The organism is Acinetobacter sp. ANC 4173 (genome assembly GCF_004331255.1).
Classification (GTDB): domain Bacteria; phylum Pseudomonadota; class Gammaproteobacteria; order Pseudomonadales; family Moraxellaceae; genus Acinetobacter.
Map to the genome: position 1 here is coordinate 80,100 of NZ_SJOF01000014.1, position 15,163 is coordinate 95,262.

Sequence of the window (15,163 nt, forward strand, 5' to 3'; positions counted from 1 at the left end):
CACTCTACACTCTCTTCAATTCTTATATTCAGTCTAAAGCCACACAATCTATTACTTTAATTGCAGCAAGTTTTCAAAATTTTGTGTGGTAATCAATGCCATTTCTTCCAGCGACTTATCATATACATCAGCCAAGGCTTTGGCTACATATGGCACATATTTTGGCTCATTTGTTTTACCACGATATGGCACTGGCGCAAGATATGGGCTATCTGTTTCAATCAACACGCGATCTAAAGGAACCTGCTTGGCAACATCTCTTAAATCCTGCGCATTTTTAAAAGAAACAATGCCTGAAAAAGAAACATAATAGCCACAATCTAAAACAGCTTTCGCCGTGGCCCAATCTTCTGTAAAACAATGCAAAATTCCATGCGTCGATTTTTCTGCACGAATAATATCTACTGTGTCATGCTTAGCCGAGCGAGTATGTACAACGACAGGCTTTTTCACAATTTGTGAAGCTTGAATATGGCGGGCAAAACACTCTTTTTGTTCTTGAATAAAGTCAGTACTGTGAAAATAATCCAATCCTGTTTCACCCAACGCCCAGACCTTGTCTGCTCGGGCTAGCTCCACCAAATATTCAGTTGTTGCGCGCGCCATCGTACCTGCGTCTTCACAAGGATGCACACCCACGGTATAACCCACATCGGCATGCCGCGCAGCAATTTCCGCTAAAGCAATATGGTCATCTAGATCGACCGAGATACTCATAAATTTGGTAACGCCAGCCTCGCGCGCTTGCGCCAAAGCCAGATCTAAATTTCCATCATATGGAGTCAGATCAAGCATGGTTAAATGACAATGAGTATCTACAAACACGATTTTTTCCTATTTCTCAACCATATTACATGGTGTAACTATAACGACCTTCGACTTTAAAGCCTGCGAGAATTTTTTCAGCTTCAGCTTTAAAGAAAACACCTTTTTCACCCGATAATTGCATACCAAAACCTTGAGGTTTGATGCCGTTTTGTTTCTGCGAAATCCAAATCACTTTGCCCGTTAGAGGTATTTTTTGAGATTGTTCAGGTAATGTCGTGAGTACAAAAACCTCATCCCCTAATTTTACAGCTTGTTTGGAAGGAATAAATAAACCGCCGCCTACTACATAAGGCATATAGGATTGGTACAATGTTTCCTTATCTGGAATGTTTGCCTGAATGATACCGCCCATACGTGGTTGCATTGTTTTCCCCTTTAAACATTCATTAGTTTTATACACAGTTGATCGAGTACTAAATTTGTTTGTACGTTTTGCTCAATAAACTGCTTGGACTGTTGCAAATCTGAATATAAATTGAAAAGCATTTCTAAAGAATATTGCTCAGAAAGCTGTACCAACTCCAAATCTATATTTTTAATTGGTTGATTTAGCTTGACACAAATCAGGTCAGCCAACAAGTACTCAAACATGCGACTAAAATCATCAAATGGCAATGCTTTCTGCCATTTGGTCGCGATTGCCATTGGCATATTTTTATCATGAAGCAACTTTTGCCAATCATTTAAAAAATCTTGACGTAAATTCAACCATGGGCTTTGTGCCAACTCTAAAGCTTGTAATGGCATATCGTTCGACAGATTCAACAACAGCGTCAATTGTTCTTGTGAAAGTTCAGATGCAAGATGTTCTGCCAAGTACGTCCGTGTTTGCTCTATACTAATTCGATCAAGTGCAAAATGCTGTAATCGACTGCGTATCGTGGCAGGTAATTTTAAATAATGTTCCGCCATAAGAATAATGAGAACACGATCACCCGGCTCTTCTAATGTTTTCAGAAGTGCATTAGCAGAAGCTATATTTAACGCTTCTGCTGGATCAATCACAATCACCCGCCAACCATCTACAGTTTGTTGAACAAATGGTAATAATTCTCGGATTTTTTCAATCTTGATTTTTGCGTTTTGCTTTTTATTCTCTTCATCTGTTGAAATATACACATAATTTGGATGTGTATCCGATTTCAACCACTGACAACTGCCACACTCTCCACAAGGGGCATTACGTAAATGACGTTGTTGGCACAAAATCCACGCCAAAAAATATTGGGTAAATGCTTCTTTACCGCAGCCTTTTTTGCCATAAAACAATAAGCCATGTCCTAATTGTGGGAAACGTCCTGTTAAGGTATCCCACACATTTTGTTGCCACGGAAACACTTGCGGTTGAATATCGGTTTGCATCATCAATCTATCTTATTCAAAATGTGCAACATCCATGGTGTTTAAGCGATCCAAATCCGCTTGAGTATCCACACCTGGTGGTAAATTCGCTTCTGCAATAGCAATTGCAATACGATGTCCATTTTCAAGTACACGCAGTTGCTCAAGACTTTCTAGTTTTTCTAAAACACCCATGTCCCAAGTCACATAGTCTTGCAACAAGCTGACACGATAAGCGTACAAGCCTAAATGGCGAAATGCCTGATCATGCAATACTGGATTGACAAGTTTCGCGCCATCACGATCATAAGGAATCGTTGCACGACTAAAATAGAGTGCCTGATTAAATTTAGACTTAACCACTTTGACAATGCTGTCACGCTGAAACTCATCCAAGCTATGCATTGGCTCACACAACGTTGACATCGAGCAATCAGGTTGAGCAACCAAAAGTTCTGCAACTTGCTTGACCAAAGTTGCGGGCAATAATGGCTCATCGCCCTGTACATTGACAATAATATCGTCTTTATCCCAGCCTTTTAAACGTGCCACTTCACTTAAACGGTCTGTGCCTGATGGATGGTCTGCACTAGTTAAAACTACATCTACACCCTCAGCTCGGCATACTTCTGCAATGCGTGCATCATCCGTCGCTACGCATAAATCATCAAAACCTTGCACCTTTTTTGCCTGATCAACCACACGTAAAATCATGGGACGACCATGAATTTGCAATAATGGCTTACCAGGAAGTCTTGAACTGGCAAAACGCGCAGGAATGACGATATGTTTCATAATTCACTCTTATTCAATTGAAATGCCTAAATCAGCCAATTGCTGATTTAACACACGATAACATGCACTAGAAAGTACAGCTTCAACAGGCACCACCCAAATTTCACGTTTAAACTCTGGATGATGTTTTAAAATAGGCAGCAGTTTAACTGCATCTTTTTCCGTAGTAATAATCGGATTGCTATCTTCAAACTGTAAATCTGTTAAATCATAATCATAATGATCTGGAAATTCATGACACTGGAACTGCTGCACACCTAAGGACTCAAGGGTACGGTAAAAACGTTGTGGAAAGCCAATACCCACAACCGCATAAAAATTTTGTTTAGAGTCAAAGCTTCGAATTTCATCTGTATTCAGCAAATAAGGTTCCGCAACCTCTAAATGCATATTCAGTTCTGTTTCAGGTTGAGCAGCATGTTCAATCACTGTCCCAGTATTTAAACGGCTTTTCGGTTCACGTAAATAACCTTCAGGCAACAATTTTTCATTACCCAAGCCACGATTACGATCCAGTACAATCCATTCAAGTTGTCGCGCAAGCGCGTGATGTTGTAAACCATCATCACTGATAATGAGATCTAGCTCATGCTTAGCCAACAATAGCTCTATGCTTTGTTGACGATTTGACCCCACCGCCATCGCAGCGCCAGTAGACTGTACAATCAGACACGGTTCGTCACCCACTTGCTCGGGTGTAGCATCCAATCCTACAAATGCAGGGAATGGCCCTTTCCCCCCATAACCACGACTGATAATACCTACACGTACATTCTTGGATTGTAAGTAATTCACCAAATGGATCAATAGCGGTGTCTTGCCACTCCCACCCACAGTAATGTTACCAATAATCATGACTGGCACTGGCGCGGTATAAACGGCTTTTATCCCTTTTTCATAAAGCTTTCGATTAAACCCAAACCCAAAATGATATAAGCAAGACAACGGACGCAGCACAATTAACCACTTTGCTTGTCTATTCCAAGCATTTTGAATAAGTTGTGCTACCGACATTGCTTAGTTTTCCTCAAAATTACGTTGATGTAACTGGAAATATGCGCCACGCTTCTGAATCAATTCAGCATGTGAACCATGCTCAACAATACGACCCTGATCCATCACTACAATGCGATCTGCATTTTCAATTGTTGATAATCGATGCGCAATAACAATCGTGGTGCGATTTTGCATCGCCGAATCAAATGCCCGCTGAATAAAATATTCCGACTCATTATCCAGTGCGCTGGTTGCTTCATCTAAAATTAAAATTGGCGCATTTTTTAGAATCGCACGTGCAATTGCAATACGTTGACGTTGACCACCGGATAGATTCAAGCCTTGCGCACCGAGTTGTGTATCATACCCCTTGGGTAGCGCCATAATAAAATCATGTGCATAAGCCGCTTTTGCCGCAGCCATCACTTGTTCATCGCTTGAATCGTTCAATAAACCATAAGCAATATTTTCACGTACGGTACGGTTAAACAACACAACCTGCTGATTCACCATCGCAATTTGCGAACGTAAGCAATTGACTTCAATATCATCAATTGGGTATTGATCTAACAGTAGTTGACCCGAGCTTAACTCTTGAAAGCGCGGTAACAAATTCACCAAAGAGGTTTTACCTGCTCCTGAGCGTCCAACCAATGCAACTGTTTCGCCAGCTTTGACCTGCAAGTTAAAATCATGAATGGCATGATGACCATCAGAATAAACTAAATTAACATTCTTAAACTGAATATCGCCTTGCAAGACAGGTGTTAAAGCCCCTGCATTTTTTTCTTCTGGTAAATCAATTAACTCAAAAACAGAATGCGCCGCTGCCATACCACGCTGTAATTTTTCATTCACATCAGTTAAGGCTTTAATTGGCTTACTCAGCATACCTGCGGCAGTAATATAGGCAACGAATTCGCCCGCTGTGGTATCTCGCAAAATTTCAGGACGCAAAGCAATCCACATAATCGTAGCCATGGCAATGGACATGATGAACTGCACAATTGGGCTATTCAACTGCTGTACCACCACCATTTTCAAACCACGCTTTAGATTTTCAATAGAGGTTGCTTTAAAACGCTCTTGTTCAAAAGCTTGTCCACCAAAACCTTTCACCACAACATTGCCATTGACCGTTTCTTGCACCACATGGTTAACATCACCCATCGTGTCTTGCACTTGTAATGACAATTTACGCATACGTTTCGAGGCTTTACGAATCAACAAGCCAATTAATGGTGCGAAAATAAGAATAATTAGGGTTAAGCGCCAGTTGGTATAAATCAAATATCCCAACAAGCCCAAGGTTATTAAGCCTTGCTGCACAATGGTTTTTAACGATTCAGATGACGCAGCAGTTAACTGCTCCACGTTATACATAATTTTGGCTGTGATATGACCACTAGTATTGTCTACGTAGTATTGCGAAGGCAAACGTAATAGCTTGGCAAACACTTCCTGACGAATATCAAAGACCAAATTCCTTGAAATAACAGCAGTAAAATAACCACCGATAAATGAGCCTACACCACGAAAGAACATTAATAGCACAACCAAAAACGGGATAAGATTAGTAAAACCCTGATCCCGATGTTGTATGGCTGTGATAATTTTTTCTAGCAACTTAGCAATTGATACTTCGGTTGCTGCATTAATAGCAAAACCAATGACGATTAAAATCGCTACGCCCCAAAATCGCTTCAGATAGCTCAGAAGACGTAGATAGACCTTGAAATCCTGATTCACTAATAACCTCGAGATGGTACTTTGGTACTGATATTAATATTCACAAAACCGAGTTGCCCTGCAACATCCATCACACGGATAACGTCTTGATGCGTAGCTTTTGCATCGGCAGCAATCACAAACATTAAATCACGTCGCTCATTAGAAATCTGTTTAATTGCAGTACTCAAATCAGCAACATCTTTACTCGACAATGCTTGACCATTCACGGCGTAATGTCCTGATGAATCTACAATCACCTCAATTTTATGACTGTATTGCTTCGGGGGCACGCCTTGCGCATCGGGTAAAGTCAAATTCATGCGACTGAACTGATTAAATGTGGTCGATAACAGCAAAAACACCAAGATAAACAGTAAACAATCTATCATTGGTGTCAAATTAATATGAATATCTTCAACTTGCCTACGCTTGAATTTCATCTTCCACCTTAACCTGCTTTACGCAGTTCTTGCTCTTCAGTAGCAGAATTCTGGTAGTAAATCGCTGCGTGGAATAAGGTTGATTGTTGTTCTAATTCCGCCACATATTCCTGCACCAAGCGCTGAAAATAACGATATGCAAATAAAGCTGGGATCGCGATGAGCATCCCGGCAGCTGTGGTAATTAAAGCTTTTGAAATCCCTGGAATCATCATGGTTGGGTTACTGTTGCTTCCCATATCAATCACTAAAAAGGATTCAATAATCCCCACGACTGTCCCTAATAATCCAAGTAATGGTGCAACCGCACTTAAAGTGCCCAAGAAATTAATATTTTTTTCTAAAAAACCAATTTCTTGTGATGCTGTTGCTTCCATTTGTGCACGTGCATATTGCTCTGTTTGCTTTTGACTGTTTAAACCAGAGGCTAAAATGCGTCCAAGGCTACTCGACTGCAAGCTTTTGCTATTTTGTAATTGTTGCACAACCTGATGTACATCCTGTCCTCCACTCAACAGCAGCTCTTTTGGTAATACCACAGAACGCTTTAAACGAATAAAACGCTCAATGGTAATTGCCACTGTAAAAATGGAACATAAAACCAGTGGCACCATTAACCATCCACCAGCTTTCACTAATTCCCACATTATTCTTCCCCAAGAATTTTTAAAATTTTAATCAGCTAAACAAATATTCAAAATACCATCCAGCTCATCGAGTGAATGATAATGAATCACGAGTTTGCCTTTCCCCTGCTTATTATGATCAATTTTTACATCTGCACTAAAACGTTCAGCTAAACGCTGCGTAAGCTGTTGTAAATCTGGCGCAACATCGGTTTTTGCCTTTTCAGTTTTTGGCGCAGTCAAATCACGTACCAGTTGCTCGGTTTGACGTACTGACAAACTTTTAGCAATCACCAACTCTGCGACTTTTATTTGTTCTTTCGCTTTCAGAGTCAGAATTGCTCGCGCATGTCCCATGTCAAGCTGCCCTTGCTGCATCATATCTTTGACTGATTCAGCCAGCGTCAGCAAACGCAACAAATTACTCACTGTAGTACGTGCTTTACCCACCGTATCTGCAATTTCTTGATGACTTAAACCAAATTCATCATGGAAACGCTGTAAAGCAAGTGCTTGATCAATTGGGTTCAAGTCTTGACGTTGAATGTTTTCAATCAATGCCAAAGCAATTGCAACTTGATCATTCAAATCACGAACTAATGCTGGAATTTCAGTTAATCCCGCCAATTGCGCTGCGCGCCAACGACGCTCACCTGCAATAATTTCGTACGGGTGCTCTTCATCAGCAATCGGACGGATCACAATCGGTTGCATCACGCCATGCTTTTTAATGGATGCAGCTAATTCTTGTAAATCATTTTCCTGAATAAATCGACGCGGTTGATATTCGCCACGTCTAAGCAAATTAACATCAATTTGTTTTAGCTGACCATGATCTAATGCTTGCACTTCAAGTTGTAGTTTTTCTTTTTGGATTGACCCAAGTAAGGCATCCAAACCACGACCTTTGGCAAGTCCGCGTTTTTTTAAGGTCATGCTTTACTTCCTTTCTTCACTTTGCTTTTCTTTAAAATCTCAGCTGCTAAATTTAAATAGGCAACTGCACCCTTGGAACTTTTTTCAAAATAAATAATCGGTAAACCGTGAGCAGGCGCTTCAGCCAAACGTACATTACGCGGAATCACACAGTCATACAGCTTTTTACCAAAATACTGTTCTAATTCAGCTGATACATCACGGGTTAAAGCATTACGACCGTCATACATGGTGCGTAACACACCCACAACTTCTAACTGCGGATTCAAAGCCTGTTGAATACGGTCAATGGTCTGAGTTAAGTCTGCCAAGCCTTCTAGGGCATAATATTCACATTGCATTGGAATAATGACACCTTGAACGGCAGCTAATGCATTTACTGTAATTAAGCTTAAGCTTGGCGCACAGTCCACAATAATATAATCAAAGGCATGATCAATACTTTGTAAAGCATCACGCAAAATGAACTCACGACCTTCTTGTTCAGCAATTGCAAGTTCCACGCCCGCCAAGTCTCGGTTTGCCCCAAGAACTTTATAACCGACTTCCGCTTTACTAATTGCAGTTTCAATGGGTACTTCACCCAAAAGTACATCTGTTACTGAATATAATAGGTCATTCTTTTGAATGCCCGACCCCATTGTGGCGTTACCCTGTGAATCCATATCCACAAGTAAAACTCTTTTTTTCAGCACGGCTAATGATGCTGCCAAATTAACTGCGGTTGTGGTCTTTCCTACGCCACCTTTTTGGTTCGCAATCGCAATAATTTGAGCCATGGTAACCCCAGTCCTTCGAAAATAATTAAATCTGTTTCAATAACAATAAATGGCGCTGCTCATCTAATCGAGGTACTTTTAACTCGATCACTTCACAGCTATATTCATCTTTTAATGCGATAATTTCATCTTCAGGAATCAAGCCTTTCATTGATGCGATGATGCTCTTTTCATGCATGTAGGGCTTAGATGCAGTAACAAAGTCGGTCAGTGAAGCAAATGCTCGACTAGTAATGACATCAAACTTTCCTAAATCTTGAATACTATCTTCATCTTCAACACGTGTTTGTACAGCAATCACATTTTTTAATTTTAAGTCTGCAATAAACTGCTTTAAAAAACGAATTTTTTTACCATTCGAATCTAACAACACACAACTACGTTCAGGCTGACATAACGCAATGATCATGCCCGGCATACCCCCACCTGTACCAATATCGAGCAAACGACCTGCTGGTAAATCCTTTAAAATACTGAGGCTATCAAGCAAATGCTTGACCAGCATTTCTTTAGGGTCACGAATAGCCGTCAAGTTATACGCCTTATTCCAAAGAACTAAAGCGTCTTGGTATTTGAGTAATAAATTTAAAGTCTCTTCGCTGAGCTCTAAACCTAAAGCTTGACTACCCTGCTTTAGTTCTTGAAAAAACATGTGCATATACAATTAACGTCTCGAAAATGTTAGGTGAAGTATACCGATTTATCAATGAAGTCATAGTGGCTTGTGCTTAGTGAATATTCACTTAAGCATACATGCCTTGCCTAATCTGCAAATCTAGGGCTGTTAAACGCTCTGGTGTCCCCACATCAACCCACGAAGCTTGCATTTTTTCTGCTGAAACTCGACCATCCAGCATGGCTTGTTTCAATAATGGTGCTAAAGGACGTTTACCATTTTCCAAGCCCGTGAACATGTTGGGATGTAAAACTGCCACACCACTATAAGTTAAATCTTCGCCTTGCTGAGCTTGTTCAAAAGTATATGCACGTCCATTGACCAAGGTAAAATCACCCTGTAAATGTTGCGGTGGGTTCTTCACAAACACCAAATGTGCCAAATCCTGAGCAAGCTCGACATCCAGTAATGAGGCAAAATCGAAAGTCGTCCAGACATCGCCATTGACTAGAATAAAAGGCTCAGCCCCCAATAAAGGTAATGCATTAATAATGCCACCCGCTGTTTCTAAACCTTCGTCTTCGCGTGTCCACAAAATATTGACGCCAAATTGTGAACCATTGCCTAATGCACCAATCAGCACATCGGCTAACCATGCAGAATTGATCACAATTTCGGTTACGCCAATTTCTTTGAGTTTTTCAATGTGCCAAACAATCAGTGGTTTGCCACCCACCTCAAGTAAAGGCTTAGGTTTATACAGCGTTAAGGGACGCATACGATTCCCTAATCCCGCCGCCAGAATCATCGCCTTCATGCAGCAACAACCTCGTATTTGCCATATTTTTGTTCAAATTTTGGCATTACTTTAACCTGAATGAACTGCATAAATGGTTGTAGTTCTGCATATGGCTTGCTTTCTTCAAATAAGTACCACATTACCCGCGGTAAATCTTTGAGATAACCTGATTTTCCATCGCGTTCAAACAAGCGCACAAAAATGCCTAAAATCTTAATATGTCGCTGAATCGCCATGAAATCTGCATCTTGCTTAAACTGCTCAAAGTCACGCCCTTCTTTCGCAGCAGCAGGCAACAAGTCATAAAACAGGTTAAACCAACCATACACACGCTCAGGATCCCACTGCACGTATGCATCGCGTGTGATAGAGATGAGGTCATACGTATCCGCCCCAATCACAGCATCCTGAAAATCAATCACGCCTTGCTCTTGCTCATCTGCCAAAAGCATTAAATTACGACTATGAAAATCACGATGTACAATCACCTGAGGCTGAGCCAAAGCTGCATTGGCTAAAATCGCAAATGTTCTTTTAATCAATGCAGATTCCTCTTCCGAGGGTTGAATCTGTAAACTTGGCAGCAGCCAATCGGTTAACAACGACATTTCAACTATTAACTTTTCATAAGAATAGGCGGGAAAGTGACCCTCACCATTAATCGATTGCAATTGAATCAATTGCTTAAAACTTTGCTCATAATGTGCGTCAACCGTGTTGTCATCTAACTGTGTCGACAACAGCACATCGCCAAAATCCTCAAGTAACAACAGACCTTGTTCTAAATCTTTCGCCACAATATGCGGTACGCGTACACCATGTGCATCAAAAAATTCATCAATCGACACAAAAGGTACACAATCTTCTTTCTCAGGTGGTGCATCCATCAACATAAATGTTTTATTATTCAAATTGATTCGTGCATAACGACGGAAACTTGCATCGCCTGCTAAAAAATTAATTTCAAATTGATCTGAACTAAGTACAGATGTAATCCATGTTTGTATCAATTGTTCACGTTGTGTATTCATTTGCGATAAATTCTAATACAGGCTGAGTTTTTAAAGTGCTAAGTGTAGCCACTTATCAACTTTTTCTCTATGATGCGACAATAATTAATTGCGATTAAGCATACTTGGTTAATGACACAAATGAAGCATCAGTTTAAATTCAATCCTTTAGCGACTGCTATTTTCAGCCTCTTATGCGGAAGCTCGATTACGGCATATGCAGATACATCTAATACTGTTTCATCCCTAACCAACGAACAACTGAAAGCAAGTATAAATGAAGCCTATGCGGGGCAGCATTTTTTTGAACAATACTATGTCGACAAATCCGCACCTGAAGCACAGCAACGCCAAGGGAAATCTCTTAGCGCAGCTTATTGCCAAGGCGCATGGGTCACACCTATTGCATCCAATACAACAACAATCGATCCAAGCAAAGCAACCTCGGTTGTCACGGCCGATTATGGTCATTACGACCCGAATGGTGACTCTGTCCTTGAGGGTAACGTCCTGATTGACCAACAAGGTCGACAAATTCGTGCAGATAAAATCACTATTGATAAAACACAAACTTTTGCCAATGCGCAAGGACGTGTGCAAATGGCGCAAGCGGGTCTTTTAGCGCAAAGTGATCAAATTAATTACAATTTAAAAACCCAACAAGGCGATTTAAATAATAGTTACTATATTGCTGAAGAACAACATGCACACGGTCATGCTGAAAAAATTGCACGTACCTCTGAAAATGTTGTCGTTTTAAGCAATGCCACTTACAGCACTTGTCCGCCAGAACAAAAACCCACTTGGAAGATCCAAGCCAACACGATTGAATTGAATCAAGACACAGGACGTGGTGTTACCAAAGGCACCAAGCTATATGTGAAAGATGTCCCTGTTTTAGCTGTACCTTACTTCAACTTCCCAATTGATGACCGTCGAACCACAGGAATTCTAATTCCTAGTTTTGGCTACACCAATGATGGTGGTATCGAGTTTTCAGTTCCTGTTTATTTAAACCTTGCACCCAATTATGATGCCACACTGACACCACGCTATATGAGTGACCGTGGTGCCATGATTGATGCAGAGTTTCGCTATTTAACGGAAAACTTTGGAGAAGGTAAAATTTGGGGTGGTTATTTACCTTCAGATGAAAGCTATGAAAACCAAGATCGTAAAGATTTGCATGTTATCCACAAATGGCAAATCAACGACAGCTTCTCAACCAACCTAGAATACAATTATGCATCAGATAAAGACTACTTCACCGACCTAAACAGTAATCCAAATACCAAAACTGACTTAAACTTACGTCGTGCTTGGGAGCTTAATTACAAAAACGGTATTCCTGGTCTGACTGCCCAGTTAAAAGTCGAAGATTTCCAAACCTTGGATAAAACAGTTTCAGATGAAGATCGTCCTTATGCGCGTTTACCTCAATTCTTACTAAACTACAAAGGTGGAAATCCACAAGGCTTCCAGTACGAATTTAACAACGACACAGCTTATTTTAAAAAGAATATTGGCAACACCACATCAGCAACATCTGAACCAAGCGGTACTCGATTCTACAACGATTTCGCTGTCCGCTATAATTATCGTAATCCATGGTCATTTGTCATTCCTGAAGTATCGGTACGCAGTATCAATACCTTCTACGACCAAGACACTATTACTGCTCAACAGAATCAAACCACAACTGTCAGCAATAGTGATCAAAACAAATCGGTTGTTGTGCCGCAATTTAGTTTGGATACAGGCTTAACCTTCGAGAAAGATGGCAAATACCTACAAACCATCACTCCACGTGCCTTCTATGCTTACTCACCTTATGAAAATCAAGCAGCCTATCCAAACTTCGATACCATTAGCGCCTCAATCAATTATGATCAATTATTTAGCTCAAGACGTTTCTATGGTCACGACCGCTTAGAAGACAATAATTTCTTGTCATTGGGTTTAAGTTATAGCTTATTTGATGATATTGGCTTAGAACGCATAAAAGCGAGTGTAGGTCAAAGTTTCTATTTTGATGATCGTCGCGTGACCTTAGATGGCACAACGGATGAATTAAACACAGAATCACATACAGGGCCTATCGTGAGTCTTTCTAGCCAGCTTTCACAGCATTATCGTGTAAGCGCCAACTCGGCTTGGATGGCGAATGGCGATAATGCACAACGCGATGTACAAATTTATTACATGGGTGATCAAGGAAATATTTACAGTGCGGGTTATTTCTATCGTAAAGAAATCGCCAACCGCCAAGATAAATATGACCAGTTTGTTGCATCATTTATACAACCCATCCACAACAACTGGCGTATTATGGGCCACGCTCAATATGACATGGATAACAATGTTGCGCGTGAATACTTACTCGGTGTGAATTATGAATCGTGCTGTTGGGGGCTCTCTCTCTACGGGCGCTCTTACTACAATGATTTAGATGATGTAAGTGATTCTAGTGTTAAACCAAAACGTGCTTTTATGGCTGAAATTAACCTAAAAGGTTTAGCTGGTTTCAACAACAAACTGGCATCCATGCTTGAAAATCGAATTTTAGGTTACGATCGTATTAATTAATTTGGACACGATGTTAATGAAGACAAAACAGTTAAAACAATTCTTTAAGGCGACTGCGTTAGCAATTGCCCTTTCTTCATCAATGCCGACATTTGCCCAGACTTCGGATGAAGTTGTGGCAGTTGTCGACAACAGTGTCATTTTACGCAGTGATTTACAAGAAAGCGTTGCTGAAACTAAAAATCAATTAGAAGCCCAAAAGCGTCCTGTTCCACCAGAGCAGTATCTTGAACAACAAGCCCTTGAGCAACTTATTCTGCGTCAAACTCAGTTAGAGCAAGTAAAACGCTACAACATTAAAGCTGACGAAAAGAGCTTAAATGAAGCCGTACTCAAAGTAGCGAACCAATCTGGAAGTAACTCATTAGAAGCATTCCAGCAAAAATTAGACAAAATGGCGTCTGGCACTTACGAATCACTCCGTAAACGGATTGCGGAAGATTTAGCCATTACTCGTTTACGCCAACAGATTGTGATGTCGCGCATTAAAATTAGCGACCAAGACGTAGCAAATTTTCTTAAAACCCCACAAGGACAAGCCGCTCTTGGTAGTCAAGTTCATGTCATTCACGCACGTATAGCGGGTGACAGCAATCTTGAAGGCGTTGCTAAACAAGTACGTACTGCTTTAAACAGCAGTAATGACATAGCAACGATTAGCAAGCAATACAACACCAAAGACGTTAAAGTTGAAGGTGCAGATATGGGCTTCAGAAATCTTTCTGAAATCCCTACAGAACTCGCAGCACGCGTTACACCATTACAAGTTGGTCAAACCAGTGAGCTGATTACAGCTCGTGATGGTATTCATATTATTAAGCTGTTAGAACGCAAAGGTTCTGAACAAAAAGCCATTATTCCTCAATACCACACTCGACACATTCTGATTCAACCTTCAGAAGTTGTAAGCCCTGAAAGTGCTAAACAAATGGTTAATAGCATTTACAATCGACTTAAAGCGGGTGAGGATTTTGCAGTGCTGGCTGCGACATTCTCCAATGATTCTGGCTCTGCACGCGATGGTGGTAGCTTAGGCTGGGTAAGCCCAGGCACGATGGTTCCTCAATTCGAAGAGCAAATGAAGAACACTCCTGTAGGTCAAATTAGTCAACCCTTCCAAACTCAGTTTGGCTGGCATATTCTGCAAGTGACTGAGACACGTCAGCAAGATATGACACAGGAATATCAAGAACGTATGGCTCGACAAATTTTAGGTGAGCGTCAGTTCGATACTGAATTAGACAGCTGGTTACGTGAAATCCGTAATAATGCTTTTGTCGAAATTAAAGATCCAACTTTAGACCGTAAAAATAATAAAACATCTTAAGTGATCACTTAAAAAGCCAGTCAAGTGACTGGCTTTTCTTTGCCATACAGTGATGTAATTCATTTATCACTTATAAATATTAATACGCCTTTATTCTTATCATTAATCTAGTGTAAATGTTATTCCCATACCCATTCCGCGTGATTTGTAAAATACCTATAATTTTTATTTAAAAAAAAAGCCTCTCACATGAGAGGCTTTTTAATGCATATCAATTAACGATTGTTGTCGTCTTCTTGAGAGTCATCAAATTTAGTTTCGTTATCAAAACCACCTTGACCACCAAAGCCACCGCCTTGACCACCGAAGCCACCTTGACCACCGAAGCCACCACCTTGACCACCGAAGCCACC

Annotated in this window: 15 protein-coding genes and 1 pseudogene; 2 read left to right on the forward strand and 14 right to left on the reverse strand. The window is 40.6% G+C overall.

The window, feature by feature from the left end; genetic code table 11:
- Window positions 1-51 precede the first annotated feature (51 nt).
- From E0H94_RS15110 to E0H94_RS15170, 13 genes are all read right to left on the reverse strand, one after another.
- On the reverse strand, window positions 52-825 hold the full coding sequence (locus tag E0H94_RS15110) for a TatD family hydrolase (protein WP_131327259.1): 774 nt from the start codon (window positions 823-825) through the stop codon (window positions 52-54).
- A gap of 25 nt (window positions 826-850) precedes the next feature.
- On the reverse strand, window positions 851-1,192 hold the full coding sequence (locus E0H94_RS15115) for a PilZ domain-containing protein (protein ID WP_116758956.1): 342 nt from the start codon (window positions 1,190-1,192) through the stop codon (window positions 851-853).
- Window positions 1,193-1,203: 11 nt separating this feature from the next.
- On the reverse strand, window positions 1,204-2,190 hold the full coding sequence (locus E0H94_RS15120; protein WP_131327272.1) for a DNA polymerase III subunit delta': 987 nt from the start codon (window positions 2,188-2,190) through the stop codon (window positions 1,204-1,206).
- Between the two features lie 12 nt (window positions 2,191-2,202).
- A complete protein-coding gene (kdsB, locus tag E0H94_RS15125) occupies window positions 2,203-2,964 on the reverse strand; it encodes a 3-deoxy-manno-octulosonate cytidylyltransferase (protein WP_131327260.1) in 762 nt (253 codons plus the stop codon).
- A 9-nt stretch (window positions 2,965-2,973) separates the two neighbouring features.
- Complete coding sequence (gene lpxK / locus E0H94_RS15130) at window positions 2,974-3,978, reverse strand: tetraacyldisaccharide 4'-kinase (RefSeq protein ID WP_131327261.1); 1,005 nt, start codon at window positions 3,976-3,978, stop codon at window positions 2,974-2,976.
- A gap of 3 nt (window positions 3,979-3,981) precedes the next feature.
- Window positions 3,982-5,709 (reverse strand): lipid A export permease/ATP-binding protein MsbA, encoded by a 1,728-nt coding sequence (gene msbA / locus E0H94_RS15135; RefSeq protein WP_131327262.1) that lies wholly within the window; start codon window positions 5,707-5,709, stop codon window positions 3,982-3,984.
- A complete protein-coding gene (locus tag E0H94_RS15140) occupies window positions 5,709-6,131 on the reverse strand; it encodes an ExbD/TolR family protein (RefSeq protein ID WP_131265446.1) in 423 nt (140 codons plus the stop codon). The genes msbA and E0H94_RS15140 overlap by 1 nt, the downstream gene beginning before the upstream one ends.
- Window positions 6,132-6,139: 8 nt before the next feature.
- Window positions 6,140-6,778, reverse strand: a complete 639-nt coding sequence (locus tag E0H94_RS15145) for a MotA/TolQ/ExbB proton channel family protein (RefSeq protein WP_131327263.1) — start codon at window positions 6,776-6,778, stop codon at window positions 6,140-6,142.
- Window positions 6,779-6,805: 27 nt separating this feature from the next.
- Window positions 6,806-7,693, reverse strand: a complete 888-nt coding sequence (locus E0H94_RS15150; RefSeq protein WP_131265448.1) for a ParB/RepB/Spo0J family partition protein — start codon at window positions 7,691-7,693, stop codon at window positions 6,806-6,808.
- The gene (locus E0H94_RS15155) at window positions 7,690-8,472 is read right to left on the reverse strand and encodes a ParA family protein (RefSeq protein WP_131323639.1); all 783 of its coding nucleotides are present in this window, start codon (window positions 8,470-8,472) and stop codon (window positions 7,690-7,692) included. The genes E0H94_RS15150 and E0H94_RS15155 overlap by 4 nt, the downstream gene beginning before the upstream one ends.
- Window positions 8,473-8,497: 25 nt before the next feature.
- The gene (gene rsmG, locus E0H94_RS15160) at window positions 8,498-9,130 is read right to left on the reverse strand and encodes a 16S rRNA (guanine(527)-N(7))-methyltransferase RsmG (protein ID WP_131327264.1); all 633 of its coding nucleotides are present in this window, start codon (window positions 9,128-9,130) and stop codon (window positions 8,498-8,500) included.
- Window positions 9,131-9,215: 85 nt separating this feature from the next.
- The gene (gene murU / locus E0H94_RS15165; RefSeq protein ID WP_131327265.1) at window positions 9,216-9,905 is read right to left on the reverse strand and encodes an N-acetylmuramate alpha-1-phosphate uridylyltransferase MurU; all 690 of its coding nucleotides are present in this window, start codon (window positions 9,903-9,905) and stop codon (window positions 9,216-9,218) included.
- Window positions 9,902-10,918, reverse strand: coding sequence for an aminoglycoside phosphotransferase family protein (locus E0H94_RS15170; RefSeq protein WP_131327266.1), 1,017 nt, complete (start codon window positions 10,916-10,918; stop codon window positions 9,902-9,904). The genes murU and E0H94_RS15170 overlap by 4 nt, the downstream gene beginning before the upstream one ends.
- Before the next feature lie 120 nt (window positions 10,919-11,038).
- Between E0H94_RS15170 and E0H94_RS15175 the strand changes: the two genes are divergently transcribed.
- Together E0H94_RS15175 and E0H94_RS15180 are read left to right on the forward strand one after the other, a co-directional pair.
- The gene (locus E0H94_RS15175; protein WP_131327267.1) at window positions 11,039-13,483 is read left to right on the forward strand and encodes an LPS-assembly protein LptD; all 2,445 of its coding nucleotides are present in this window, start codon (window positions 11,039-11,041) and stop codon (window positions 13,481-13,483) included.
- 16 nt (window positions 13,484-13,499) lie between these two features.
- Window positions 13,500-14,810: a peptidylprolyl isomerase gene (locus tag E0H94_RS15180; RefSeq protein WP_131327268.1), complete on the forward strand. Its 1,311-nt coding sequence runs from the start codon at window positions 13,500-13,502 to the stop codon at window positions 14,808-14,810.
- Window positions 14,811-15,025: 215 nt separating this feature from the next.
- Here E0H94_RS15180 and E0H94_RS15185 read toward each other — a convergent pair.
- A pseudogene (locus E0H94_RS15185) lies at window positions 15,026-15,163 on the reverse strand (RNA chaperone Hfq); the annotation flags it as partial.